Here is a 24,776-nt window from a genome sequence, read left to right on the forward strand (position 1 = left end):
GCCGGGTCAGACCGCGCGCAACCGGGTGCGGCTGGCGTAGACGTGTTCGGCGATCAGTGTCGCGATCCGGTCCGGCGCTTCCAGCATCGGCACGTGCCCGACATCGTGGACCAGGATGCGGTCCGCGGAATCCGGGAGTTCCTCCAGGAAACGCCTGGCGTACAGGCGATTCGGGATCACCCGGTCGTTCTCGCACATGAGCAGCCGCACCGGAGTGCGCAGGGTCGACAGGTGCTCGAGCGCCGGGAAACGCAACCCGCTCACCAGCATCGGGATCATGGCCTTGCAGTGCAGGGCCGAGGTGATGGCCGCCTCCAGCCCGGCCCGCGAGGCCGCCTCGGGGTGCTTGGTGAGCAGCAGCGCCACCGCCTGCCGGGTGAGCCCGCTGTAGGTGATGGCGTCGGGCAGCAGTTTGCCGATCTCCACCAGCGGCAGCAGCGACAGGAACTTCAATCCCACCCGTAACTGCAGCGTGGAGGGGGTTTGCCAGCCGCCCGCGGGCGCGATAGCGGTGAGGGTGCGGGCCCGGCCGCGGCGCGCGAGTTCGAAGCCGACCCAGCCGCCGAGCGAATTGCCCGCGATATGGCAGGTGCGCCAGCCCATCTCGTCGAGCTGGTCTTCGATCCGGTCGGCAAGGGCACTGATATCGATGAACCAGCCGTCGAGTTCGGGCCCGCCCCAATGCCCGGTGAAGGCGGGAGCGAACACTTCGCAATGGCCGGCCATGCGCTGCGCCACCTGTTCCCAGCAATGCGGGGACATCATGAATCCGTGGAGCAGGAGCAGTGGTTCACCGGAGCCGGTGTGGAGCGCGCGGATGGGCGCGGGCGGGGCGGTGGGCCGGGCGGTGCCTGACGTCATCGTCGTCACCCCTTCCTGGACCTCGATGTCCGTGAAGAGAGTCGGTAAGGCGCATTGTACGGTCGTGAAGTGGCGAAAATCATCAGTACGTGCAACGTGAACGGAGTGCGTGCCGCTTCGGGCAAGGGACTGCTCGAGTGGCTGGCCGCTACCGAGGCCGATATCGTCTGCCTGCAGGAGACGCGGGCGACCGATGAGCAAACGCGTAGCGCACTAGCGCCCGCGCTGGACGCCGGCTGGATTCTCAGCCATGCCGAGCCCGGTCTGAAGGGCCGCGCGGGCGTGGCCATCCTGTCCCGGCACCAGCCCGACGCGGTGCGGATCGGGGTCGGACTGTTCCAGGACGGAACCTGGTCGCCCGTCGAGGAATTCGCCACCCTGGGCCGCTACGTCGAGGCCGATTTCGGCGACCTCACCATCGCCAGCGTCTATGTCCACACCGGCGAGGCGGACACGCCCATGCAGGACGAGAAGTACCGCTTCCTCGACGCCATCGGCGCGCGCATGCTCGCCCACCCCGGCGAGTTCGTGATCATGGGCGACTGGAATGTCGCGCACACCGAACTCGACATCAAGAACTGGAAGGGCAACGTCAAGAACGCGGGCTTCCTGCCGCAGGAACGCGCCTGGGTGTCGTCCATGCTGGCCGCCGGGTACGCCGACGTGGTGCGCGACCTGCACCCGGGCGTGCCGGGGCCCTACAGCTGGCACTCCTACCGCGGCCGCGCCTACGACAACGACGCCGGGTGGAGGATCGACTATCAGCTCGCCCGCGGAGAGATCGCGTCCCGCGCCAAGCAGGCCGTCGTGGAACGGGCCGCCACCTACGCCGAACGCTGGTCCGACCACGCGCCGGTGACGGTGCAGTACCGATGAAGAAGCTGTCCAAGAAGTCGAGCGCCTGGCTGACGCTGGGCGTGGCCGTGCTGTTGCTGATCGTGGCCTTCCTCGCCAACCGCGCCGGCGATCACCCGCACGACACCGGCAACACCGCGAAACCCGTTGCCACCTCGACGGTTCGGACCACGGCCAAGCCGGGCGCCGCGACCCCGGCTCCAGCCGATCAGGCCGCGCCGCCGTCCAAGGTGGCGGGCGTACCGGACCGCGCCTACGCGACCCTGGTGGAGATCGACGCCGGGCGCTGGCCGGATTCGGCCAACTCGCCCGGCACCAAGGGCGGCGACCCCTGGCAGAACCGGGACGGCAGCCTGGCCCGCAAGGACGCCTCCGGCAAGGCCATCAGTTATCAGGAATGGGATGTGAATCCCAAGCAGCGCGGCCAGACCCGCGACGCCGAACGCATCATCACCGGCAGCGACGGGTCGGCGTACTACACGGGGGACCACTACAAAACCTTCACGAGGATGCGCTGAATGACCCAGCCCACGCCGTTGTCGCAGTTCCTCTCCGCTCCCGCCGTCGCCGACGTCACCGCGCGCACGGCGCCCGCCCCGGTGCTCGGCGTGCTGCCGGTCGGCGCGGCCGAATTCTCCGGCGTCCGTTACCGGATGCCGGACGGCTACCTCTGCCGGGAGCTACGCGGCCGCAAGATGCGCACGGTCACCGAGGTTTTCGACGAGTTCGCGGCGGCCTTCCAATTCCCGTACTACTTCGGGGAGAACAAGGACGCCTTCGACGAATGCCTGCGCGACATAGACGATTTCGTCGGCGCGGCGCCGGGATACGTGGCGGTGATCCGCAATGCGGCGCTCATGCTCGATCAGCAGCCCGCCGAACGGGACTGGTTCGCCGAGGCGATGACCGACTGCGCGGCGATCTGGGCCTCGCGCGGCATCCCCTTCCGGGTGGTGCTGCAGGACGCCACCCCGCCCGGATTGCCGGTGATCCCACTGGCATTGGATCCGGAATCGCCGAATCCGTGATTCACCGGAGTTTCCCCTGCGGTTAACCTGCGAGCGAACCAACCGGCCTCGGATACTGGGAGGGTTCCGATATGCGTAAACGAAGCCGCGCCACCGCCGCGTTCGCCGCGTTGGTCGCTTTGAGCGCCAGCGCGTGCTCCTCGTCGTCCGACCAAGCCGCCGCGGAGACCGCGACCCCGATCAAGCACGTGGTGGTGATCTTCCAGGAGAACGTCTCCTTCGATCACTACTTCGGCACCTACCCGGCCGCCGCCAATACCGACGGCACCACCTTCACGGCGCTGCCGAACACGCCGAAGGTCGACGGGCTCACCCCGGACCTGCTCACCAAGAACCCGAACAAGGCGCAGCCCGTGCGGCTCGGCGGCCCCGGCCAGCAGATCACCTGCGACCAGGACCACGAGTACAAGGACGAGCAGCTCGCCCTCAACGGCGGCAAGATGGACCAGTTCGTCGAACACACCAACGTGTCCGAGGGCAAGTCCTGCAAGCAGCCGACCTACGGTCCGCAGGGCCTGGTCATGGACTACTACGACGGCAATTCGGTGACCGCGCTGTGGAATTACGCGCAGCACTACGCCATGAGCGACAACTCCTGGACCACCACCTTCGGTCCGTCCACCGTGGGCGCGCTGAACCTGGTCGCGGGCCAGACCCACGGCGTCACCAAGATGGAGCCGCCCAAGCCGGGCCAGCCCTTCCCCGAGGACACCGTGCTGGAGAACGCCGGCAACGGCCAGGGCACCGTGGTCGGCGACCCGCAGCCCTACGGCGACGACTGCTCCAGCCGCGACACCGTGCAGATGACCGGAACCAATATCGGTGACCTGCTGAACAAGAAGAACGTCACCTGGGGCTTCTTCCAGGGCGGCTTCAAGCCGACCGAGACCAAGGACGGCAAGGCCGTCTGCGGCGGCGTCCACAATGTCGGTGTGGCGCTGGGCGGTACCGGCAAGACCGGCGACAAGGCGTGGGACACCAAGGGCGACTACATCCCCCACCACGAGCCGTTCCAGTACTACGCCTCGACGGCCAACCCGCATCACCTGCCGCCGACCTCGGTCGACAAGATCGGGCAGACCGATCAGGCCAACCACCAGTACGACCTGACCGACTTCTGGGCCGCCGCGGACAAGGGCAACATGCCCGCCGTCAGCTACCTGAAGGCCGCCGGCTACCAGGACGGTCACGCCGCCTACTCCGATCCGCTGGACGAGCAGCAGTTCCTGGTGGAGACCATCAACCACCTGCAGCAGCTGCCGGAGTGGAAGGACACCGCGGTCGTGCTCGCCTACGACGACTCCGACGGCTGGTACGACCACGCGGCCCCGAAGCTGGTCATGAATTCCGCCTCCGAGCAGGACGGCTACACCGCGCCCGGCGCGTGCGGTGACGCCAAGGCGAATCCGGCCAAGTACCAGGGTCGTTGCGGCTACGGTCAGCGCATTCCGCTGCTCGTCGTCTCGCCCTACGCGAAGTCCAACTTCGTCGACCACGGTGTCACCGACCAGGCCTCGATCCTGAAGTTCATCGAGGACAACTGGAAGACCGGCCGCATCGGCGACGACTCGTTCGACGAGAAGGCCGGGACCCTGGACGCCCTGTTCGACTTCAAGGCGACCGCCCAGCCCGTCCTGCGCCTGGACCCGAAGACCGGCGCGGCGAGCTAGCCCGAAGCTCCGCGACCGCCCGGCCCGCTCGCTCCGAGCGGGCCGGGCGGTTTCGTATTCGGGTGGACCCGCGGGGACCTATAGTCGCTGACAGTGTGTCGAGCGAGTAGGGAATCGGTGTGATCGAACGTCGGAAAGTGTTGCGCGACGGTGTGATTCTGGCCGCCGCGGGCCTGCTGGCGGCGTGCGGCGTACCGCGCCGGGACAGCGCGACCTCGGCGGCGGGCAGCGTGGCCTGGGAATTCAAGGCCGACGGCCCGATCAAAGGGATGCGATACGGGTCGGGCGCGGTGGTGGCCGAATCCGACGGACTGCTGACCGGGATCGACGCCAAGACCGGCCGGGCGCTGTGGCGGCTGCCGATCAGCACGCCGGGGATCGCGCAGCGGGCCTGCCCGTGGAACGGGACGCTGGTGGTGTGCGGCGCGGAACCCGATGCCGCCGGTGACCGGGCGGTCGCGGTGGATCTGGCGTCCGGGCAACGGAAATGGATGTTCGACGCACCCGAGGGAGTCACGCTCTCCGGCGCGTTCGGGGTCCGTGACCAGGTGCTGTACCTGATCGCCGTCGATCACGGCGGCGCCGGGCGCGAAGTCTGGGCCGTGGACCTGACCACGAAATCGGTGAAGTGGAAGACGCCCTGCGTCAACGACGGACTGGCCGTGCCCGAGACCGGCTCGCTGCTCTACAACCAGAAGTCCGGCACCGGCGGCGATGTCGTCGCCCTCGAATCGGAGACCGGGGCGACGGCCTGGTCGCGGGCGGGCGATGCGGCCGTCTCGGCCAGCACCATCACCTCAGGCCTGGTCAAGGGCGCGGTCCTGGCCAGCGACGGCGCCCACACCGTCTCCGGCCTGGACCCGAAAACCGGTGTGGCGCTGTGGAGCACACCCGCCCTGCCGTACCCGGCGGGCACCGTCTTCGGCTCCGGCGACGCCTACTTCCTGTGCGACGGTGCGAAACTCCACGCCATGAGCCCCGGCGGCGAGACCTCCCCGCTGTGGAGCCTCACCGTCTCCGACAAGGGCGAGGCCGTCGACGCGGCCGGCTACCAGGCCGCGGGCTCGGTCTACCTGCTGGCCGCCCGCACCCTGCGCGCCATCGACGCGCACACCAGCAAAACCCGCTGGCTGCAGACGATCCCGGACAAGCCGGGCCAGGACGTGCACTTCGCCCTCGGCGACACCCACTGCTACGTCGAGTCCGCCGCCGACGACGCCACGGTCACCGCGATCGCGCGCTGATCAGCGCCGGATCTCCCGGGCCAGGTCCTCGCCCAGCAGGACGAAGACGTCGGTGGTGGCTTCGACGAGTTCGTCGCGGGTCATGGGGATGTCGCCCTGGAGCCAGGCCATCAGGGTCTGGACCAGGCCGCCGACCAGGTAGGTGGCGCGGAAGCCGATGAGTGGGTCGGGCTGGGATTCGGTGATGCCGTAGAAGTCGATGCCCTCGGCGGCCACGAGATTCGCGAAGGCCTTGATGGTGTGGGTGGTGCGGGTGCGCAATTCGGGGGTGGCGGTACTGACAACCAGCGCCACCCGGGCCTTGCGGGGGTCGTCGGTGAGGACGTGGATGCCGGCCGTGATGGCGGCGTGCGCCTTGGCGCGGGTGTCGTCGGGGGCGGATTGCAGGCCCGCGAGCAGGGCGGTGGCCAGTTCCTCGGCGATGGTGTCGAACAGGGCCGACAGGACGGCGTCGCGGCCGTCGAAGTTCTCGTAGTAGTAGCGCTCGTTGAGGCCCGCGCCCGAGCACAGTGCGGAGACGGTGAGTTTGTCGATGCCCTGGGTGCCGAGGATGTCGAGGGCGGCGCCGAGCAGGGCGGTGCGGCGCTGCGTGCGTCGCTGGTCGGCGGTGCTGCCGCCGTAGGTCCGTTGCCCGGTCACGAACCGATTCTGGCACGGCCGCGATTCTGGCAGAAGGTCTTGCCAGATTCCGTGATCTGGGGGACTCTATTTCCAGATGTGGTGGCGACCATCACACCCGACCGGGAGGCAACGATGCCTGCACGCGCGGCCCGCAGCGGCTCCAGCAAGGCCCAGAGCGGCTACTTCTCCGACGACTCGATGATCCGGCGGGTGATGCGCAAGCGCGCGGTCGGACTCACCTACGGTCAGCGGGCGCTGGTCATCGGCGCGGTACATCCGCTGCTCTACGTCGGCACCGCGGAGAACACGCAGCACCGGACCACCCCATACACCCGCCTCGCCCTCACCGGCCGGCTGTTCGAGGCCGTCTCCCTGGGCACCCGCGAAGAAGCCGACCGCGCACGGGAATTCACCCGCAAGCGGCACGCCCCGGTCGAAGGCGCCATCCCCGAATCCGCGGGCACGGCCAACCCGGCGGGCACCCGCTACTCCGCCAACGACCCGCACCTGATGTTCATGACCATGGCCTTCACCTTCGACTCCGCCGAGGTCATGCACGATCTGCTGGTCCGCCGGCTCACCCCGACCGAACGCGAAGGGCTGTACCAGGACTACGTGCGCTGGGGTGAACTGTTCGGCATGCCGCGCAGCGCCGCGCCCTACACCTACCGCGAATTCCGCGACTACTTCGACGCCTACCTGGCCTCCGGCGAACCCCACCTCACCGACGAAGCCAAACTGGTCGGCTCGTACCTGATGGGCCAGCGCGTCGCCCACCCCCTCCCGATGCCCGCCCAGCAGGCCCTCACCGGCTTCTCCCTCCTGGTCCAGGGCAGCCTGCCCAAGCGCATCCGCGACATGTACGACCTCGACTGGGGCCTGCGCGAGGAGGTCGCCTTCCGTGGCCTCGCCCGCGCGGTCCGCACCGCCCACCTCTCCCCGCCGCTGCTCGGCAATCCGCTCGAGGCCCCCATGACCGGCCCCAGCTACCCGCTCTACAAGCTGGTCACCCGGCGCGAACAGCGCCTGATCGGCTCCGGCCGCCCGTCCATGCCGGGGGTCGACCCCCGCTCGCTCGCGGACCGGCTCGGAGCGTAGGCGCGCCTCAGTGACCGACGTGGGTGCCGAGAAAGCTCAGCGACAGCAGAATCACACCGGACAGGAAGAGCAGCGTCCAGCCCGCCCGGTACAACAGCAGCGGGAATCCGTCCAGGCCGGACAGCAGCCCACCGTCCCTCGACAGGGTGACCACCCCGGCGAGCAAGGCGACGTCGAGGGTCAGCGTGAAACTCGCCTTCACATCGACCTTGCCGATCCAGTCCATGATGGCCGCGTGAATCTGCCAAGCCAGTCCGATTCGATCCTTGTCATCCATGGGCATGGCCGTCCTCCTGGTTCAGTGGTGGGCCAGCAGTGGGATCGGGCGTCGCAGGTCGACCAGGGTGGCGATGGGGAAGGTTCGCTCGCGCTCGACGATCGGTCCGGCCTCCGGGGCGTCCATCGAGACCGTCACCCTGCAATCGCCTGGGCCCAAGGCCACCAGCAGGCCGTCCCGAACGGTCGCCGTGAGCGGGCGAAGCAGTTCCGCGACACAGAGTTCGAGCTCGAACTCACCCACTCGGTTCCCATCGATGGTGACCTCGACGCGCGGGCGGCAGGTCTGCGTGATCTCGTGTTCGTATAGATCGACCTGCTCGACACCGCCCGAGCGGGTGCGCACCGCCGCCTCGTGCAGCCGCCGGTAGCGCTGCCAGCCGGTCCGCGCGACCCCGCCGAGGTCGACGGCGAGCACAGTGTCGACCGCCCCGGCCACCTCGCGCGGCACCGCCGACCGCACAGCCGCCGTGACGCCCGCCGCCCACCGCAGCGCGAGGTCCCCGGCGCCGCTCGCATGCAGCAGGGTCGCCAATTCGTTCCTGACGGCTGCGGGGCCGGCGGACCCGAACAGCACGTTCCTGGCAGTGATCGAAACCGGACTCGTCATCGCCGAACCTCTCTGACGTGAAGCTGTGGCTCATTCGTGGCGAGCCGAACCCTGATGCCCGGAACAGGGGATCGGGTATCGAGCTCGCGCACGTGGATCGCGGGGTTCGGGTCGGCGGCCACCCGCACCCGAATCCGGGACGGATGGGGATCGGGGCGATCCCCATCGGCCGGATCGGGCGGGCGTCCGCGTCGCAGCCGCAGCACGAGCAGTGCCACACCGATGGCGACGAGGAGGGCCGCGATGGCGAGGATGTCGCGGATGCGGTTGTCCCCCGGGTGCGCCGGCTGCGGGGCGGTCCGCGTCGGCGTGACCGACGTTTGCGGGACGGACGTTTGTGGGACCGACGTTTCCGGGACGGACGTTTGCGGGGACGAGGTGTCCGGGGTGGAACTGTTCACGACCGGGACCGCGTGGATCGTGATGGTCGTCGATTTCGAAACCAGGAAGTACTGCACGAGACAGGTGACCGTGATCGTCTGGGATCCGAGTTCGGTCGTAGCGGGGACAGGGACCGGCTCGGTGAACGAATAGTCCGTGACGGTCTTCCGGATGGGCTCGGACCAGCTCGGCGCGATCTGCACCGTCTCGCACGGCCAGCCCGCGCCGGACACGGTGACCTGGGTGCCACGCCGAGGATCCGACGGGGCCGCCGCCAGTGTCGGGTCATAGGAGAGGCCGCTGGGCGGCGGTGCCGAATCAGGCTTCCCGCCGCAGCACCCCGACCCGTCCGTCGTCGAAGTCGGTGGCGTCGGTGCGGTGCTCGAGGGTGCGGGTGCCGCAATCGGCATTGCGGCGAGCAGCCCCGCCGCCACGGCCACCGTGGCGAGGAACGGTCGCGCCCCGCATCGCATGGCAAACCTTTCGAGACTCGGGGCGCCCGCGAACCGGCGCCCGGATATCGAGTCTGCGCCGCTCGTGACCTGCGTACCCGAGTAGTCGACTACCTGTTTCGAGGGCCTGATCCGGGATTGCCATCCGGATGCCGGACCGCGGCGGCGAACCCGCTCCGGAGGGTGGGGGCGGGGCGAATTAAGCTCGACCCATGTCGAGTTCTGAGCCGACCGCTGAGCGTAAGCAGCGGGTACTGTCCGGAATCCAGCCCACCAGCGATTCCTTCCACCTCGGCAACTACCTTGGCGCGCTGCAGTATTGGGTGCGGCTGCAGGACGACTTCGACGCCTTCTACTTCATCCCCGACCTGCACGCGATCACCGTTCCGCAGGACCCCAAGGAACTGCGGAAGCGGACCAAGGTGTCGGCGGCGCAGCTGCTGGCCCTGGGGGTCGACCCCAAGAAGTCGACCCTGTTCGTGCAGTCCCAGGTCCCCGAGCACGCCGAGCTGACCTGGGTGCTGAACTGCATCACCGGCTTCGGTGAGGCGAGCCGGATGACCCAGTTCAAGGACAAGTCGGTGAAGCAGGGCGCCGACAACGCCACCGTCGGGCTGTTCACCTACCCGGTGCTGATGGCCGCCGACATCCTGCTCTACCGGCCCCAGCTGGTGCCGGTCGGCGAGGACCAGCGTCAGCACCTGGAGCTGACCCGAAACCTGGCGCAGCGCTTCAACACTCGCTACAAGAAGACTTTCGTGGTGCCCGAGGCGCACATCGTGACCGGCACCGCCAAGATCTACGACCTGCAGGACCCGACCTCGAAGATGAGCAAGTCGGCGGCTTCGGACTCCGGCCTGCTCAGCCTGCTCGACGACCCCAAGGTCTCGGCCAAGAAGATCCGCTCCGCGGTCACCGACACCGAACGCGAGATCCGCTACGACCCGGAGACCAAGGCGGGTGTGAGCAATCTGCTGGTCATCCTGAGCTCGCTCACCGACACTCCGATCGTCACGCTCGAACAGGACTACGCCGGCAAGGGCTACGGTGACCTGAAATCGGATACGGCGGACGCGCTCATCGAGTTCGTGACACCGCTGCGTGCGAAGGTGCAAGAATACATGTCTGACCAGGGCGAACTCGACCGTGTCCTCGCTGCCGGAGCCGAGCGGGCGCGGGAGGTCGCCGGGCGGACTCTCGCGCAGGTGTACGACCGGGTGGGGTTCCTCGCCCGCTGACCCGGCCGCCGCGCGCCCAGGTGTGCGGAGGTGGCGGTGTTCGGCAAGGTCGTGGAGAACGTCGAGACGTGGATCAGGACCCGGATCCGGCGTCGGCCCTGGCTGGATCACCTGGTCCGGGCCGGTGGGCGTTATCAGCGGCAGCGCGGTGACTACTACGCCGCCGGCATCACCTATTTCACGGTGCTGTCGCTGTTCCCGCTGCTGATGGTGGGATTCGCGGTGGCCGGCTTCGTGCTGTCGCGGAATCCGCAGTGGCTCACCGATATCCAGGACAAGATCGTGGAGAACATTCCCGGAGCCGCGGGCAGTTCGATCAACGATCTGATCCACCGGGCGGTGGAATCGCGGGCGGGCGTAGGCACCGTCGGTCTGCTGGCCGGTGCGTACGCCGGCCTCGGCTGGATCGGCAATCTGCGGGCCGCGCTCACCGAGCAGTGGGACCAGCCCAGCGTGAAACGAAACTGGTTCCTGGCCAAGGTCTCCGACCTGCTGGCGCTGATCGGACTGTTCCTGGCCATCCTCGTCTCGCTGGGCCTGTCGGTGCTGGCCTCCAGCGGGTTGATCAGCGACCTGCTGCAGCGGCTGCACATCCACCAGACGGCCTGGGTGACCGCGCTGCTCACGCTGGCGTCGCTGCTGCTCGCAGTGCTCGCCAACTGGGCGGTATTCGTGTGGATCATCGCGCGCCTGCCCCTGCATCCGGTCACCTTCCGCAGCGCGGCCCGCGCGGCCCTGATCGCCGCGGTGGTGTTCGAGGGCTTCAAACAGCTGGCCTCGGTGATCCTGCGATCGGTGGTCAACGGCCCGGCGGGCGTGGTGTTCGGACCCATCATCGGACTGATGGTGTTCAGCTACTTCACCGCGCGGATCATCCTGTTCGCCACCGCGTGGGCCGCCACCGCCTCGGAAAACGAAGTGCTGGAGGATATTCCGGCGCCGGCGCCCGCCGTCATCCGGCCCCGGGTCACGGCGGCGGGATTCCCGGCGGGCGCGGGCGCGGCGTGGTTCGGTGCGGGAGCCTTCGCGGGAGTGCTGCTCTCGACGCTGCGCCGGCGCTGATCAGCGGCGGCGGCTCAGCCTCCGCGCGGCCAGCAGCAACACCAGGACCAGGATCACGCCGCCGACGATGAGCGTGATGCGCAGATTCTCGTGATTGCCGCCCGAGCCGGAATCGGACTCCGGTGCCGCCTCCGGCGGCGCGGGCGGACTGGCCAGCGCCACCGACGGATTCGAGCCCGCGGTCGCGTCGGGCATGGTGCCCACGCTCGCCCCGGCCGGGAGCGCGTAGGCCCAGTCGAGCAGTTTGGCCGCCTGCTCCCACGGCCGGAACGGCCGCACGTCCGCCTTGAGCAGGGTCACCACGTAGCGGCGGCCATTGCGTTCGGCGGCCGCCACGAAGGTCTGGCGGGCGTCGTCGGTGTAGCCGGTCTTGCCGCCGATGGCGCCGTCGTACTCGTAGAGCAGATGATTGTCGTTGGCGATGGGGAAGCCCGGATGATCCTTGTCGCCGGGGATCTTCGGGTCGGCCGGGAAGCCGGGGAAGTCCACCTGCTCGGTGTGGATCAATTCCGCGAACAGCGGCAACGTCATCGAATGCCGGAACAGCATGGCCAGATCGAAGGCCGAGGTGCTCATGCCGGGACCGTCCAGGCCGGACGGGCTGGCGGAGCGAGTGTCGAACGCCTGCAACTGTTTCGCCATCGCGTTCATCTTCGCGACGGTGGCGTCGTCCCCGCCCAGCTGGGTCGAGATGGCATGCGCGGCATCGTTTCCCGACGCCATGATCAGGGCCTGGAAGAGCTGCTTGTTGGTGTAGGTGCCGCCCGGGCCGATGCCGACCCGGGTGCCGTCGGCATTGGCGTCGTCCTGGGTGCCGGTCACCACCGTGTCCAGGGCCAGCGCCGGGATCGCCACCGCCGCCAGCAGCACCTTGATGGTGGAGGCGGGGCGATACCGGCCGTGCGGGTCCTTGGCGGCGAGCACCGTCCCGGAATCCAGGTCGGCCACCTCCCACGCGGTCGCCGAGATCCCCTCCGGCAGTGGCCCGGCCCCGGCCGGCAGGATCACCCCGCACCCGCCCAGTCGCTTGCCCCCGATGGGCGGATCCGGAATCGGGAGCGCGGCCGGAGCCTTCTGCCCGGGCTCGGGCACCTCGGAGGAATCGATGGGGGACGGCGGCGTGGTCTTGTTCGGGCAGGTGTCGGTATTGGGGGTGGTGAACGGCGTCGTGGTGGTCGACGGCGCCGTAGCCGACGGCTCGGCCCACGCGGTTCCCGGTAACGGCCCGCAGGCGACGCCCGAGAACACGGTCAGGCCCGTCGCGAGCGTCGCGGCGGTGAAAAGGCGCGAATACCTGCGGTTACTCACGCGCCCGACTTTATCGCCTAGTTGGCGGTGTGGTTCACAGGGCAGCCGTGGGCGAGCGGACCGAGCAGCTTGTTGTTGTCGTAGAAGTGCTCGAGCTCGACGATGCGCAGGTCCTCGGAGACCTTGGCGATGGTCACGCCGGTCATCTCGATGAGCTCGCCGGTGGGCTGGTGGCCCTTGTACTCGCCCTCGTAGCGACCCCAGTGGCGCCACTTGAAGGTGACGGTCGGCGGGCCGGACAGGACTTCCAGCACCTCCCAGAAAAAGCCGCCGGGGAAGGCGGTGTGGAAGATCTTGTGCGAGGACTCGAAGTCCTCACCGGCGACGTCGTAGAAGGGGTTCTCGCCGATCAGGATGTTGTAGGACCCGATGCGCGCGAATTCCTCGGCGTCCTGCCACTGGCCGCCGTTGACCCGGCCGCGGTAGTGCTCGGCCACCAGCGAGACCCACTTGGCGGGGTCCTTCTTGTGCGAGACCTCCATCTCGAAGACCTTCACGAGCTCTTCGACGATGTGCTCCAGCGAATCCGGCGCGTGCTGGGTGCTGCGCTCGACCGGAATGACTTCCTTGCTCAGGTGGTAGTCGGGCGCGCCCTCGCGCCAGTCCTCCGGTGCGGCGGCGGCGATCACGGCGTCGCGGCCCTGCAGGTGCAGAGGGGTCTCGACGGATTCGGTTGCTTGGTCAGTCATTTCGTGCCTCACGTGTCCAGACCCCTTGGGGGGTCGTCGATCTCGAAAACGGACCGCATGACGGTAACAGCAGGACGAGTTCGTGTCGCGACAAGTATTTGGGACTCCAGTACCAAAGAGCGGAATGGTGACGCACCCCATTCGACCCCGGATGAACCCATGACGCCTCATGCTTGGGAGCTCATGACGCGACAACAATTGACAGTGTCTCCGAAATGAGAGACGCTCTCATTATCGAGAAGCACTCAAATGATTGGAACTGTCATGAAAGCTGATGGAGTGCGCCGCTGGCTGGCGCTGGGAGCCCTGGCCATAGCCATGCTGACCATCGGGCTCGATGTCACCGTCCTCACCGTGGCCCTGCCGACCCTCGCCACCGACCTGCATGCCGACACCTCCGCGCTGCAGTGGTTCAGCAGCGCGTACACCCTGGCCCTGGCCGCCTTCATGCTCCCGGCCGGCGCCCTCGGCGACCGGTACGGCCGCAAGAAGTTCCTGCTCGGCGCCCTGCTGCTGTTCGGTGCGGCCGCCGTCGCGTGCGCCTTCGCCACCAGCTCCGGCCAGCTCGTCGCCGGCCGCGTGGTGCTCGGCCTGGCCGCGGCCGTCACCATGCCGCTGTCCATGGCCGTGCTGCCCACACTGTTCCCGGAACCGGGGGAGCGGCAGCGGGCCATCACCATCTGGATCACCTCCACCGCCATCGGCCTGCCGCTGGGCCCGATCGTCGGCGGCTGGCTGCTGCAGCACTACTGGTGGGGCTCGGCCTTCCTGCTCAACGTGCCGCTGGTGATCGTCGGCGCCATCGCCGTGGCCCTGCTGGTGCCGGAATCCAACAGCGCGAACGCCTTCCGCATCGACCTGCCCGGCGCACTGCTGTCCGCGGCCGGAATGCTGGGCGTCACTTACGGTTTCATCCGCTGCGGCCAGGAAGGCTGGGGCGACCCGGTGGCCTGGACCGCCATCGCCGCGGGCGTCGCACTGGGCGCCGCGTTCGTGCTGTGGCAGCGCCGCACCGCACACCCGCTGGTCGACCTCGGACTGTTCGCCGAGCCCGGATTCCGGTGGGGCACCGTCTTCATGATCCTGGTCAACTTCGCCATGTTCGGCCTGTTCTTCACCATGCCGCAGTACTTCCAGGCGGTCCTGGGCGCGGACACCCTGGGCAGCGGACTGCGCCTGCTGCCGCTCATCGGCGGCCTGGCCGTCGGATCGCGGCTGGTGGACCGGCTGCTGCCCAAGGTCGGGGTGCGGGCGGTGCTGGTGGCCGGATTCGTCTTGCTCGCAGCCGGTCTCGGGCTGGCCGCGATGATCACCGTGGACAGCGGCTACGGGTTCGCGGCCACCGGGCTGGTACTGCTGGGTGTCGGCATGGGCTTCGTGATGCCGGCCGCCATGGGCGCCGCCACCGACGATCTCACCCCCGAGCGGGCCGGTTCCGGATCGGCGCTGCTGCAAGCCCTCCGGCAGGCCGGCGGCACCATCGGCGTCGCCATCCTCGGCACCGTGCTGTCTACCGAATACCGTTCGGGCCTGGGCGATTTCGACCGCGAGCCGATCTCCGACGGCGTGAACGCCGGTGTCGGCGTGGCCCGCAAGCTCGGCGACCCCGCGCTGCTGGCACACGTGCAGAGCGCGTTCATCGACGGCATGAGCTCGATGCTGTGGGTGTGCACCGCCATCTGCGTGGCCGCCGCGGTGCTGGCCGCGCTCGTGATCCGGCGCAAGGATCCGGTCGTGGCCGCCGATCTCGATGCGGGACAATCGGTCCATGTCGGCTGAGACTGCCTCCGCGACGCCTCCGGCCCCGGCGAAAGCCGCGGCCGGGGGCGGTCTGCGTGAACGGAAGAAGGAACGCACCCGCCGGACCATCCGCACGGAGGCGTTTCGGCTCTTCCGGGAACAGGGCTATACCGAGACCACCGTCGAGCAGATTGCCGCGGCCGCCGAGATCTCGCCGAGCACCTTCTTCCGCTACTTCCCGTCCAAGGAACAGGTGGCGCTGGCCGACGACCTGGACCCGCTGATGATCGCCGCTATCGAAGCCCAGCCGAAGGAACTGTCCCTGCTGGCGGCGTTCAAGCAGGCCACCGTGGCCGCCTTCGCCACGCTCACTGCCGAGGAGTTCGCGTTCGAGAAGGAACGCGTCGAGTTGCTCTACTCGGTCCCGGAACTGCGGGGCGCGGTCGCTCAGGAAGTCCAGCGAAATCTGCTGATGGTCGCCGAGATCGCGGCGCGCTGGACCGGGCGCGCCCCGGACGATTTCGAGGTGCTGGCGTTCGCGGGCGCGCTCACCGGCGCCATGATGGCCTTCATCGACCACGATCCGTTCTCGCCCGAGCAGATCGTCCGGGTCATCGAGTTCCTCGAAGCCGGGATGTCCTCGCTCTAGATCGGCTGCACGCCCTTCAGCCGCGCCACCGTCTCATCGGTCACGGTCTCGAAGAACTCGCCCACCACATCCTCGATCTCGGTGATGGATTCGGCGCAGTACAGCACCGGCTGGTAGTGCGTGATGTCGTAGGTGACGGTCCCCATCGCGTGGATGTCCAGCGGCCGCAGGTCGGCGTCGCGGAACTCCTCGATCTCCCCGTACGAGGACAGCAATCCGGCTCCGTAGCAACGCACCTCGCCGTGTTCGCGCAGCACCCCGAACTCCATCGAGAACCAGAACACGTCGGCCAGGAACTTCAGCGCCCGCTCGGTCTCGAGCCGGGACACCGCCGCCCCGGCCGTCTCGTAGAGGGCCGCGAACCGCGGACTCGCCAATTGATTGGCGTGGCCCAGGATTTCGTGGATGGCGTCCGGCTCGGGCGTGTACAGCGGCGCGGAGTGATGGCGAATGTACTGGGTGGAGTGGAAGGTCCGGTCCGCGAAGGACCCGAAGAACTGCCGCAACGGGACCAGTCCGGCGGCGGGCGCGTAGCGGAATCCGGTGAGCGGCACCAGTTTCGCGGTCACCTCGTCCAATTGCGGGATGTGATCCGACGGCAGCCCCAGCCGCTCGGCCGCCTCGATCACCTCGGTGCACGCGTACTTCTCCCGCTTGCGCGCCAGCTCGCGGGACACGATCTGCCACACCTGCTGCTCCGCCGCCGTGTAGTCGACGCGCGGCACGGGGTCGCCGGGCCGGTACTCCAGAGCCATGGCCGCGATGGCATTGCGGCGGCTCCGGTACACGGGGTCGTGCACGCCGGGGTGCTGGTCGCTCAAGTGCACCGTCACATCACCGTCGGCCCCCTGGGTGACCGGCGAATACAGCTGCGCCTCGGTGAACATGACTCAAGGCAAGCACCGCGCGGTGCTCCAGACAACGAAAGGTGGCCCAGCTGGTCATATTGACCAGCTGGGCCACCTCGTTATCCGTGAAGTGCGGGTAGTGATTCGGTGTCAGCTAGGCATTCGGCCCGTTTGCAGCCGGGCCGAACGGACGTTCGTCAGCGGGGAGTGCCGGCCGGGTCGAGCAGGGCGGGGACGCGGGTCTCGCGGTCGGGGCGCTTGGCCTCCTCGACGAACTCGCGGCTGAACAGGGCCGACAGGATGGCGATGCCGCCGCGGTGAATCCGGAATTCGCTCTTGGTGCTGGACCCGGTGAGCCGGATGACGCGGCCGGCGGCGTGCTGCGGGCGGGCCATGTCCTTGACCCGGCCCCGGCCGGTCCAGGTCAGCTCGGACTGGTCGATCACCGCGTCCTCGGGGACCAGCAGCTTGACCATGGCGTGGTCGAGGTCGGCGTGGACCACGATCTCGTCCTCGCCCTCGATCCGGGGCGAGCGCAGGTCGATGACGACGCTGCCGTAGCGGGCCTTCACCTGGAAGGTGTCGGCGGCGGTCCAGTCGCCCAGGTGCTTGGTGGTCTCGTGGTCGGTGTGGATCTTGACGGTGCCGGTGGTGTTCATGGCCTTGTCCCTTCAGGGCGGTGGTGCTGGTCGGGTTCGCCTGCTCCTCAATAGTGACATACAAACTAGTTTCAAAGCAACTAGTTTGAAGAAACTAGTTTTTGGGCACCTAGTAAAGTGGTTGACATGACAGCCTCGTCCGCCTCGTTCAAGCGCTCGCCCCTGGCCATGGCGGTGCTCGGCATCCTGCACCTGGAACCGATGCACCCCTACGCGGTCCAGCGCCGCATCAAGGAGTGGGGCAAGGACAAGGTCGTCAACGTGGGGCAGCGGGCGCAGCTGTACAAGACCATCGCGCGATTACAGGACGCCGGACTGGTGGCGGTCCGCGAGACCGGGCGCGAGCAGCAATATCCCGAGCGCACCGTCTACGAGATCACCGACGCCGGCCGCACCGCCTGCCTGGGCTGGATCAACGACATGATCGCCACCCCGCGCAACGAATTCCCGGAATTCCCTGCGGCACTGTCGTTCCTGATGCTGCTGGGCCCCGATGGGGCACGCGCCGAACTGGCGAAGCGGGCCGCCGCCGTACGCGCCGCACTCGACGAGATCGACACGGGGATGGCACAGGCTCGCCAGTTCGGCCTCCCGCGCGTCACCCTGCTCGAGGACGAATATCAGCGCGCCGTCACCGAAGCCGAATTGCGTTGGCTGGAAGCCGTTCTCGCCGACCTCGCCGACGGCACCCTCACCTGGTCCTGGGAATCCCTGGCCCAGTTCCAGAATCAGACCACCGCTTGAACGAACGAAAGCCGCCCGCATCCGAAGATGCGGGCGGCCTTGGTTTTTCGGCTCTCGCCGGGAATCTCTAGCGGGCGAAGAGCAGGGCGCGCTTGACTTCCTGGATCGCCTTGGTGACCTCGATGCCACGGGGGCACGCGTCGGTGCAGTTGAAGGTGGTGCGGCAGCGCCACACACCCTCGACATCGTTGAGGATGTCCAGGCGTTCGCGGGCGCCCTCGTCACGGCTGTCGAAGATGAAGCGGTGCGCGTTCACGATCGCGGCCGGGCCGAAGTAGCTGCCGTCGCTCCAGTACACGGGGCACGAGGTGGTGCAGCAGGCACACAGGATGCACTTGGTGGTGTCATCGAAGCGGGCCCGGTCGTGCTGGGACTGGATGCGCTCGTAGGTCGGCTCGTTGCCCTTGGTGATCAGGTAGGGCTTGACCGCCTTGAACGCGTCGAAGAACGGCTCCATGTCGACGACGAGGTCCTTCTCCACGGGCAGGCCGCGGATCGGCTCGACGGTGACCGTCAGCTCCTTGCTGCCCTTGGGCAGCATGTCCTTCATGAGGATCTTGCAGGCCAGGCGGTTGACGCCGTTGATGCGCATGGCATCGGAGCCGCACACGCCGTGCGCGCAGGAGCGACGGAAGGTGAGCGTGCCGTCCAGGTAGGACTTGATGTAGATCAGCACGTTCAGGAACCGGTCGGTCGGCAGCACGGGGACCTTGAACTCGTCCCAGTGGTTGCCCTTGCCGTCCTCGGGGTTGAAGCGGGCCACCTTGACCGTGATCATGGTCGACCCGTCCGGCACCGGAGCCGCCTTCTGCGGCGTTTCAGCGACAGCAGTCATCAGTACTTACGCTCCATCGGCTCGTAGCGGGTCTGCACCACCGGCTTGTAGTCCAGGCGGATGTCGGAGATGAGCTCCGGGCTGGTCTTGTAGGCCATGGTGTGCCGCATGAAGTTGACGTCGTCGCGGTCCGGGTAGTCCTCGCGCGCGTGGCCGCCGCGGGACTCCTTGCGGTTCACCGCACCCGCCACGGTCACCTCGGCCAGCTCCAGCAGGAAGCCCAGCTCGATGGCCTCGAGCAGGTCGCTGTTGTAGCGGCGGCCCTTGTCCTGCACGGTGATCCGCGAGTAGCGCTCCTTGAAGACCTGGATCTCCTCGAGCATGGACTTGAGGCTCTCCTCGGTGCGGTACACACCGGCCTTGTCATCCATGGAGTTCTGCAGCTCGGTGCGGATGTCGGCGACGCGCTCGTTGCCGTGGTCGGACAGGATGAGCTCCAGCCAGTCCTGCACCATCTGGGTCGGGTTCTCCGGCATCTCCACGAACTCGGCACGCTGGGCGTACTCGGCGGCGGCGATACCGGCGCGGCGACCGAACACGTTGATGTCCAGCAGCGAGTTGGTGCCCAGTCGGTTGGCGCCGTGCACGGAGACACAGGCGCACTCACCGGCGGCGTACAGGCCCGGGACGATGTCGGTGTTGTTGCGCAGCACCTCGCCGCGGATGCGGGTCGGGATGCCACCCATCACGTAGTGACAGGTCGGCATGACCGGCACCGGCTCCTTGACCGGGTCGACGCCCAGGTAGGTGCGGGCGAACTCGGTGATGTCGGGGAGCTTCTCCTCCAGCACGTCCTCACCGAGGTGGGTCACGTCGATGAGCACGTAGTCCTTGTTCGGACCCGCGCCACGACCCTCACGGACCTCGAGCACCATGGAACGCGCGACGATGTCACGCGGCGCCAGGTCCTTGATGGTCGGCGCGTAGCGCTCCATGAAGCGCTCACCGGAGGCATTACGCAGAATGCCGCCCTCACCACGCACGGCCTCCGAGATCAGGATGCCCAGGCCGGCGAGGCCTGTCGGGTGGAACTGGTGGAACTCCATGTCCTCCAGCGGAAGTCCCTTGCGGAACACGATCGCCATGCCGTCACCGGTGAGGGTGTGGGCGTTGGAGGTGGTCTTGTACATACGACCCGAACCACCGGTGGCGAAGATGATCGACTTCGCGTGGAACACGTGCAGCTCGCCGGTGGCCAGCTCGTAGGCCACCACACCGGTCGCGATCGGGCCGTTGGGGCCGTCGGACAGGATCAGGTCGAGCACGTAGAACTCGTTGTAGAACTCCACGTCGTGCTTGACGCAGTTCTGGTACAGCGTCTGCAGGATCATGTGACCGGTGCGGTCGGCGGCGTAGCACGCGCGGCGAACCGGGGCCTTGCCGTGGTCACGGGTGTGACCGCCGAAGCGACGCTGGTCGATCTTGCCCTCGGGCGTGCGGTTGAACGGCAGGCCCATCTTCTCCAGGTCGAGCACGGCGTCGATGGCCTCCTTGGCCATGATCTCCGCGGCGTCCTGGTCGACCAGGTAGTCACCACCCTTGACGGTGTCGAAGGTGTGCCACTCCCAGTTGTCCTCTTCCACGTTCGCCAGCGCGGCGCACATGCCGCCCTGCGCCGCACCGGTGTGAGAACGGGTGGGGTAGAGCTTGGTCAGGACGGCGGTGCGCACCCGAGGACCGGCCTCGATCGCCGCACGCATTCCAGCGCCACCGGCACCGACGATGACGACGTCGTAGCGGTGCTCCTGAATCGGTCGGGATTCACTCATGCGAGGTGGCCTGTTCCTAACTGATGTTGGGGTCGAAGGTGAAGATGACGTAGGTGCCGGTGACCATGACCAGGATCATGGAGATGACCAGCGCCGTCTTCAGCCAGAAGCGGGTGGAGTCCTTGCGCGCGTAATCGTCGATCACGGTGCGCAGGCCGTTGCCGCCGTGCAGCTGGGCCAGCCACAGCATGGTGAGGTCCCAGAGCTGCCAGAAGGGCGAGGCCCAGCGGCCGGCCACGAAGGCGAAGTTCAGGCGGTGCACGCCGCCGTCGAGCATGAGCATGATCGTCATGTGGCCGATGACCAGGACGACCAGCAGCAGGCCGGAGGCCCGCATGAACAGCCAGGCGTACTTCTCGAAGTTGTTGCCGCCGGCGCGGCGGGGCGCGCGCGGGGCGTCGAGCGAGGCGGGGCGGTCGTAGGACTTACCGAGAACGGGTGCGGTCATGTCGGCTCTCAATTCGTCAGCAGGTAGAAGAACTGGCGGCCGACACCGGCGCCCGCGACGACGATCCAGATCGCGAGCACGATCCAGAGCATCTGCCGCTGGTAGCGCGGGCCCTGCGACCAGAAGTCGACGAGGATGATGCGGATGCCGTTGAACGCGTGGAACAGCACGCAGACAACGAGACCCATCTCCATGAGGGCGACGACGGGGTTCTTGTAGGTCTCGATCGCCCGGTCGTAGGTGTCCGGGCTGACTCGCACCAACGCGGTATCGAGGACGTGGACGAACAGGAAGAAGAAGATCGTCACGCCGGTGATGCGGTGCAGAGCCCAGGACCACATGCCGGGGTCGCCTCGGTACAGGGTCCGCTTCGGCTTGGCCGGAGCTTCTAGCGTGGTCATAGAGTGCGGTGCCTCCAACGTCGTTGATGGACCCGGTCAGAATCCGGCCGCGGAGCCTTCGGACTGTCGAAACCACCTGCTCACGAGCGGAATCAACATCCGGTGGCAGTGCTGCAGGCCCGTTGTCGGGAACCTGAACCGATCTGTCGTGAACTCTAAACCCAGCTTTGGAGGGGAACTAATTCGGCGTGCCGCTCGTTGGTCCAAATTGTTGTGAGTTAGGTTTGCCTTTCCTGATTTTCATGACCAGACGGAACGGCTTTCGCGCGGGTGCTCCCACGTCTCCGGAAGGATGGTCCGATATGTCCGATATTGACTGGAAAGCCCTGCGCTACAAAGCATTTGAAGTTATGCAGGCCGCCTATGCCCCCTATTCCGGATTCCCCGTCGGGGCCGCGGCTCTCACCGCCGATGATCGCGTGGTGAGCGGCTGCAATGTGGAAAATGTCTCATACGGTTTGGGCCTCTGCGCCGAATGTGTACTGGTCGGTAACTTGATTTCGGGCGGCGGCGGGCGACTCCGGGCGGTCTCGGTGTGCGATTCCCGAGGCGCGGTGCTCATGCCCTGCGGACGCTGCCGGCAGCTCCTGCTCGAACACGGCGGCGGCGATTTGCTCGTCGATCACCACAGCGGCCCCGTCACGCTGAACACCTTGCTGCCGGACTCCTTCGGGCCCGACGACCTCGATGCCGGACGTCTATAACCGCTGATCATCGTGGCGCACCCGGGAATCCGTGGAAAGCGGGCCGGGCCCGTGCCAGGGTGGAGGACGTGACGGTGCACTCGGCGGTGGACGTGATCAGGGCCAAGCGCGACGGCGGTGAACTGAGCGACGCGCAGATCGATTGGGTGGTGGCCGCGTTCACCCGGGGCGAGGTCGCCGACGAACAGATGTCGGCGCTGGCCATGGCCATCGTCTGGCGCGGCATGACCCGGCGCGAGACCGCCCGCTGGACCCGGGCCATGATCGACTCCGGGAAGCGTTTGGACTTCACCGATCTGGGGCGTCCCACCGTCGACAAACACTCCACCGGCGGCGTCGGCGACAAGATCACGCTGCCGCTGTCGCCGCTGGTCGCGGCGTGCGGGGCCGCCGTACCCCAGCTCTCCGGACGCGGATTGGGGCACACCGGAGGCACACTCGACAAGCTCGAGGCGATACCCGGCTGGCAGGCCGATATTCCGGCCGAGCGCATGCGGGAGCTCTTGTCCGATGCCGCCATCGGGGCCGTGATCTGCGCCGCCGGCGCCGACCTCGCCCCCGCCGACAAACGCCTCTACGCGCTGCGTGACGTAACCGGGACCGTCGAATCCATCCCCCTGATCGCCAGCTCCATCATGAGCAAGAAGATCGCCGAGGGCACCGGGGCGCTGGTCCTCGACGTGAAGGTCGGGCGCGGGGCCTTCCTGAAGGAACCCGAGCAGGCGCGTGAACTGGCCACCGCCATGGTCGAACTCGGCACCGACGCCGGGGTGCGGACCGTGGCCCTGCTCACCGCCATGGACACCCCGCTCGGCCACACCGCCGGAAACGCGCTGGAAGTCTGCGAATCCCTGGACGTGCTGGCCGGTGGCGGCCCGGCCGACGTCGTCGACCTCACTCTCGCCCTGGCCCGGGAGATGCTGGCGCAGGCCGGGATCACCGGCATCGACCCCGCCGACGTCCTCGCCGACGGCCGCGCCATGGACCAGTGGCGGGCCATGGTTCGCGCCCAGGGCGGCGACCCCGACGCGCCCCTGCCGCAGGCCCGCCACACCGAAACCCTGCGCGCCCCCGCCGGCGGCACCCTCACCCGCCTCGACGCCCTCGACGTGGGACTGGCCGCCTGGCGGCTCGGCGCGGGCCGCGCCCGCCAGGGCGATCCGGTGCAGGCCGGGGCGGGCATCGAAATGCACGCCAAGCCAGGCGATTCCATCGCCGCGGGGCAGCCCCTGCTGACCCTGCACACCGACACCCCGGAGGCGTTCGAGCCGGCGCTCGAGCTCCTGGCGCGCGGGTTCACCATCGCCGAGACCGCGGAGCTGCCGCCGCAGCCCCTGATCCTGGACCGGATCACAGCCGGAAGGTGAAGGATTCCCGCCGGTCAGCAACGTGACGGCAACGACATGCCGAACTGTCGGTGAGTCGGGTCAACAGACCTGCCGCGGAACGGGAATGCGGCTAACGTTGCTACATGACTGGACCGACGCCCCTCACTCTCGCCTCGATCCGCCAGGCTCCCAAGGCGGTCCTGCACGATCACCTCGACGGCGGGCTGCGCCCCGCGACGGTGCTGGAGCTCGCCCGCGCCGCCGGATACGACCAGCTACCGGCAAGCGACGCCGAAAGCCTCGGAGCCTGGTTCCGGGACGCCGCCGACAGCGGATCGCTCGAGCGGTACCTGGAAACCTTCGCCCACACCGTCGCCGTGATGCAGACGCCCGAAGGACTGCGCCGGGTCGCCCGCGAATGCGCCGAGGACCTGGCCGCCGACGGCGTCGTCTACGCCGAGGTGCGGTTCGCGCCCGAACAGCACCTCGAGGCCGGCCTCACCCTCGACGAGGTGGTCGAGCACACCATCGCCGGATTCCGGGAAGGCGAGGCCCTCGCCGCCGCGGCGGGCACCCCCATCACGGTGGTCTGCCTGCTCACCGCCATGCGGCACGCCGCCCGCTCCCGCGAGATCGCCGAACTCACCGTGCGCTGGCGCGACCGCGGCGTCGGCGGCTTCGACATCGCGGGAGCGGAGGCGGGCTACCCGCCCAGCCGCCACCTCGACGCCTTCGACTACATGCGGGCCAACCTCGCGCACTTCACGATTCACGCGGGCGAGGCGTTCGGCCTGCCGTCCATCCACGAGGCCGTGGCCTTCTGCGGCTGCGAACGGCTCGGGCACGGCGTGCGCATCACCGACGACATCACCGACGGGCCCGCCGGACCGGTTCTCGGCGTGGTCGCGAACTACGTGCGGGACATGCGGATTCCGCTCGAGCTGTGTCCGTCGTCGAACGTGCAGACCGGCGCGGTGCCCTCGATCGACAAGCACCCGTTCGATCTGCTGGCGCGGCTGCGGTTCCGGGTCACCGTCAATACCGACAACCGGCTGATGAGCGACACCACCATGAGCAAAGAGATGCTCAAGCTGTCGGAGACCTTCGGCTACGGCTGGAGCGATCTGGAGAGATTCACGATCAATGCCATGAAGTCGGCGTTCATTCCGTTCCCGGAACGGCTGCGGCTGATCGACGAGGTGATCAAGCCCGGCTACGCCGTACTGCTGGGATAGCGGTCCCCGGGAAAGCAATTCGG

At 68.0% G+C, this 24,776-nt stretch carries 28 protein-coding genes; 14 read left to right on the forward strand and 14 right to left on the reverse strand.

Annotated elements, in window-relative coordinates:
• Nucleotides 1–6: 6 nt before the first annotated feature.
• A complete protein-coding gene (locus tag ACYVKL_RS10675; RefSeq protein ID WP_379168776.1) occupies nucleotides 7–861 on the reverse strand; it encodes an alpha/beta fold hydrolase in 855 nt (284 codons plus the stop codon).
• A gap of 69 nt (nucleotides 862–930) precedes the next feature.
• Here ACYVKL_RS10675 and ACYVKL_RS10680 point away from each other — a divergent pair, with 69 nt between their 5' ends.
• The 5 genes from ACYVKL_RS10680 (at nucleotide 931) to ACYVKL_RS10700 (ending at nucleotide 5,658) form a co-directional block, all read left to right on the forward strand.
• Nucleotides 931–1,737 carry an exodeoxyribonuclease III gene (locus tag ACYVKL_RS10680; protein ID WP_379168778.1) on the forward strand — a complete coding sequence of 269 codons (807 nt, stop codon included), beginning with the start codon at nucleotides 931–933 and terminating at the stop codon, nucleotides 1,735–1,737.
• Nucleotides 1,734–2,234, forward strand: coding sequence for a guanyl-specific ribonuclease (locus tag ACYVKL_RS10685; RefSeq protein WP_379168780.1), 501 nt, complete (start codon nucleotides 1,734–1,736; stop codon nucleotides 2,232–2,234). Before ACYVKL_RS10680 ends, ACYVKL_RS10685 begins: the two co-directional genes overlap by 4 nt.
• Entirely contained in the window at nucleotides 2,235–2,744 is a 510-nt protein-coding gene (locus ACYVKL_RS10690) for a barstar family protein (RefSeq protein WP_379168782.1), read from the forward strand. It abuts the gene before it with no gap.
• A gap of 71 nt (nucleotides 2,745–2,815) precedes the next feature.
• The gene (locus ACYVKL_RS10695; RefSeq protein ID WP_379168783.1) at nucleotides 2,816–4,414 is read left to right on the forward strand and encodes a phospholipase C; all 1,599 of its coding nucleotides are present in this window, start codon (nucleotides 2,816–2,818) and stop codon (nucleotides 4,412–4,414) included.
• Nucleotides 4,415–4,533: 119 nt separating this feature from the next.
• Entirely contained in the window at nucleotides 4,534–5,658 is a 1,125-nt protein-coding gene (locus tag ACYVKL_RS10700; protein WP_379168785.1) for an outer membrane protein assembly factor BamB family protein, read from the forward strand.
• Here the strand turns inward: ACYVKL_RS10700 and ACYVKL_RS10705 are convergent, their stop codons facing one another.
• The gene (locus ACYVKL_RS10705) at nucleotides 5,659–6,297 is read right to left on the reverse strand and encodes a TetR/AcrR family transcriptional regulator (protein ID WP_379168787.1); all 639 of its coding nucleotides are present in this window, start codon (nucleotides 6,295–6,297) and stop codon (nucleotides 5,659–5,661) included.
• A gap of 114 nt (nucleotides 6,298–6,411) precedes the next feature.
• Here ACYVKL_RS10705 and ACYVKL_RS10710 point away from each other — a divergent pair, with 114 nt between their 5' ends.
• Nucleotides 6,412–7,377 carry an oxygenase MpaB family protein gene (locus ACYVKL_RS10710; protein ID WP_379168789.1) on the forward strand — a complete coding sequence of 322 codons (966 nt, stop codon included), beginning with the start codon at nucleotides 6,412–6,414 and terminating at the stop codon, nucleotides 7,375–7,377.
• Between the two features lie 7 nt (nucleotides 7,378–7,384).
• Here the strand turns inward: ACYVKL_RS10710 and ACYVKL_RS10715 are convergent, their stop codons facing one another.
• The 4 genes from ACYVKL_RS10715 to ACYVKL_RS10730 form a co-directional block, all read right to left on the reverse strand.
• Complete coding sequence (locus tag ACYVKL_RS10715; RefSeq protein WP_379168791.1) at nucleotides 7,385–7,660, reverse strand: Pycsar system effector family protein; 276 nt, start codon at nucleotides 7,658–7,660, stop codon at nucleotides 7,385–7,387.
• A gap of 15 nt (nucleotides 7,661–7,675) precedes the next feature.
• Nucleotides 7,676–8,263 (reverse strand): hypothetical protein, encoded by a 588-nt coding sequence (locus ACYVKL_RS10720; protein ID WP_379168793.1) that lies wholly within the window; start codon nucleotides 8,261–8,263, stop codon nucleotides 7,676–7,678.
• Nucleotides 8,260–8,877 carry a hypothetical protein gene (locus ACYVKL_RS10725; RefSeq protein ID WP_379168795.1) on the reverse strand — a complete coding sequence of 206 codons (618 nt, stop codon included), beginning with the start codon at nucleotides 8,875–8,877 and terminating at the stop codon, nucleotides 8,260–8,262. The genes ACYVKL_RS10720 and ACYVKL_RS10725 overlap by 4 nt, the downstream gene beginning before the upstream one ends.
• Nucleotides 8,878–8,962: 85 nt before the next feature.
• The gene (locus ACYVKL_RS10730; RefSeq protein WP_379168797.1) at nucleotides 8,963–9,112 is read right to left on the reverse strand and encodes a hypothetical protein; all 150 of its coding nucleotides are present in this window, start codon (nucleotides 9,110–9,112) and stop codon (nucleotides 8,963–8,965) included.
• 196 nt (nucleotides 9,113–9,308) lie between these two features.
• Here ACYVKL_RS10730 and trpS point away from each other — a divergent pair, with 196 nt between their 5' ends.
• Together trpS and yhjD are read left to right on the forward strand one after the other, a co-directional pair.
• Entirely contained in the window at nucleotides 9,309–10,334 is a 1,026-nt protein-coding gene (gene trpS, locus ACYVKL_RS10735) for a tryptophan--tRNA ligase (protein WP_379168799.1), read from the forward strand.
• Nucleotides 10,335–10,364: 30 nt separating this feature from the next.
• The gene (gene yhjD, locus ACYVKL_RS10740) at nucleotides 10,365–11,396 is read left to right on the forward strand and encodes an inner membrane protein YhjD (RefSeq protein WP_379168801.1); all 1,032 of its coding nucleotides are present in this window, start codon (nucleotides 10,365–10,367) and stop codon (nucleotides 11,394–11,396) included.
• Here the strand turns inward: yhjD and ACYVKL_RS10745 are convergent, their stop codons facing one another.
• On the reverse strand, nucleotides 11,397–12,704 hold the full coding sequence (locus ACYVKL_RS10745; RefSeq protein ID WP_379168803.1) for a D-alanyl-D-alanine carboxypeptidase family protein: 1,308 nt from the start codon (nucleotides 12,702–12,704) through the stop codon (nucleotides 11,397–11,399).
• A gap of 17 nt (nucleotides 12,705–12,721) precedes the next feature.
• Nucleotides 12,722–13,393 carry an ester cyclase gene (locus ACYVKL_RS10750; protein WP_357203260.1) on the reverse strand — a complete coding sequence of 224 codons (672 nt, stop codon included), beginning with the start codon at nucleotides 13,391–13,393 and terminating at the stop codon, nucleotides 12,722–12,724.
• Nucleotides 13,394–13,657: 264 nt separating this feature from the next.
• Here ACYVKL_RS10750 and ACYVKL_RS10755 point away from each other — a divergent pair, with 264 nt between their 5' ends.
• Nucleotides 13,658–15,172 carry an MFS transporter gene (locus ACYVKL_RS10755; RefSeq protein WP_379168805.1) on the forward strand — a complete coding sequence of 505 codons (1,515 nt, stop codon included), beginning with the start codon at nucleotides 13,658–13,660 and terminating at the stop codon, nucleotides 15,170–15,172.
• Nucleotides 15,162–15,782 (forward strand): acyl-CoA-like ligand-binding transcription factor, encoded by a 621-nt coding sequence (locus ACYVKL_RS10760; RefSeq protein ID WP_379168807.1) that lies wholly within the window; start codon nucleotides 15,162–15,164, stop codon nucleotides 15,780–15,782. The genes ACYVKL_RS10755 and ACYVKL_RS10760 overlap by 11 nt, the downstream gene beginning before the upstream one ends.
• On the opposite strand, the gene ACYVKL_RS10765 is transcribed toward ACYVKL_RS10760, so the two are convergent.
• Nucleotides 15,779–16,669: a phenylalanine 4-monooxygenase gene (locus ACYVKL_RS10765; protein ID WP_379168808.1), complete on the reverse strand. Its 891-nt coding sequence runs from the start codon at nucleotides 16,667–16,669 to the stop codon at nucleotides 15,779–15,781. The two genes, ACYVKL_RS10760 and ACYVKL_RS10765, sit on opposite strands and share 4 nt — an antisense overlap.
• Nucleotides 16,670–16,827: 158 nt before the next feature.
• On the reverse strand, nucleotides 16,828–17,289 hold the full coding sequence (locus tag ACYVKL_RS10770) for a hypothetical protein (RefSeq protein WP_379168810.1): 462 nt from the start codon (nucleotides 17,287–17,289) through the stop codon (nucleotides 16,828–16,830).
• Nucleotides 17,290–17,415: 126 nt separating this feature from the next.
• Here ACYVKL_RS10770 and ACYVKL_RS10775 point away from each other — a divergent pair, with 126 nt between their 5' ends.
• Nucleotides 17,416–18,033 (forward strand): PadR family transcriptional regulator, encoded by a 618-nt coding sequence (locus tag ACYVKL_RS10775; protein WP_379168812.1) that lies wholly within the window; start codon nucleotides 17,416–17,418, stop codon nucleotides 18,031–18,033.
• Between the two features lie 67 nt (nucleotides 18,034–18,100).
• Here the strand turns inward: ACYVKL_RS10775 and ACYVKL_RS10780 are convergent, their stop codons facing one another.
• The 4 genes from ACYVKL_RS10780 to sdhC are packed head-to-tail and all read right to left on the reverse strand — an operon-like array spanning nucleotide 18,101 to nucleotide 21,486.
• Nucleotides 18,101–18,868 (reverse strand): succinate dehydrogenase iron-sulfur subunit, encoded by a 768-nt coding sequence (locus ACYVKL_RS10780; RefSeq protein WP_379168814.1) that lies wholly within the window; start codon nucleotides 18,866–18,868, stop codon nucleotides 18,101–18,103.
• A complete protein-coding gene (gene sdhA / locus ACYVKL_RS10785; RefSeq protein WP_379168909.1) occupies nucleotides 18,868–20,619 on the reverse strand; it encodes a succinate dehydrogenase flavoprotein subunit in 1,752 nt (583 codons plus the stop codon). Before sdhA ends, ACYVKL_RS10780 begins: the two co-directional genes overlap by 1 nt.
• Before the next feature lie 34 nt (nucleotides 20,620–20,653).
• On the reverse strand, nucleotides 20,654–21,085 hold the full coding sequence (locus ACYVKL_RS10790) for a succinate dehydrogenase hydrophobic membrane anchor subunit (protein WP_213557855.1): 432 nt from the start codon (nucleotides 21,083–21,085) through the stop codon (nucleotides 20,654–20,656).
• Between the two features lie 8 nt (nucleotides 21,086–21,093).
• Nucleotides 21,094–21,486, reverse strand: coding sequence for a succinate dehydrogenase, cytochrome b556 subunit (gene sdhC / locus ACYVKL_RS10795; RefSeq protein WP_213557854.1), 393 nt, complete (start codon nucleotides 21,484–21,486; stop codon nucleotides 21,094–21,096).
• Between the two features lie 302 nt (nucleotides 21,487–21,788).
• On the opposite strand from sdhC, the gene ACYVKL_RS10800 reads away from it, so the two are divergent.
• The 3 genes from ACYVKL_RS10800 (at nucleotide 21,789) to ACYVKL_RS10810 (ending at nucleotide 24,753) form a co-directional block, all read left to right on the forward strand.
• Nucleotides 21,789–22,190 (forward strand): cytidine deaminase, encoded by a 402-nt coding sequence (locus tag ACYVKL_RS10800; RefSeq protein WP_379168816.1) that lies wholly within the window; start codon nucleotides 21,789–21,791, stop codon nucleotides 22,188–22,190.
• Between the two features lie 68 nt (nucleotides 22,191–22,258).
• Complete coding sequence (locus ACYVKL_RS10805; RefSeq protein WP_379168818.1) at nucleotides 22,259–23,557, forward strand: thymidine phosphorylase; 1,299 nt, start codon at nucleotides 22,259–22,261, stop codon at nucleotides 23,555–23,557.
• A 104-nt stretch (nucleotides 23,558–23,661) separates the two neighbouring features.
• Nucleotides 23,662–24,753, forward strand: coding sequence for an adenosine deaminase (locus ACYVKL_RS10810; RefSeq protein WP_213557853.1), 1,092 nt, complete (start codon nucleotides 23,662–23,664; stop codon nucleotides 24,751–24,753).
• The last annotated feature ends 23 nt before the right edge of the window (nucleotides 24,754–24,776 follow it).

The sequence above is a fragment of the Nocardia tengchongensis genome (genome assembly GCF_054781395.1).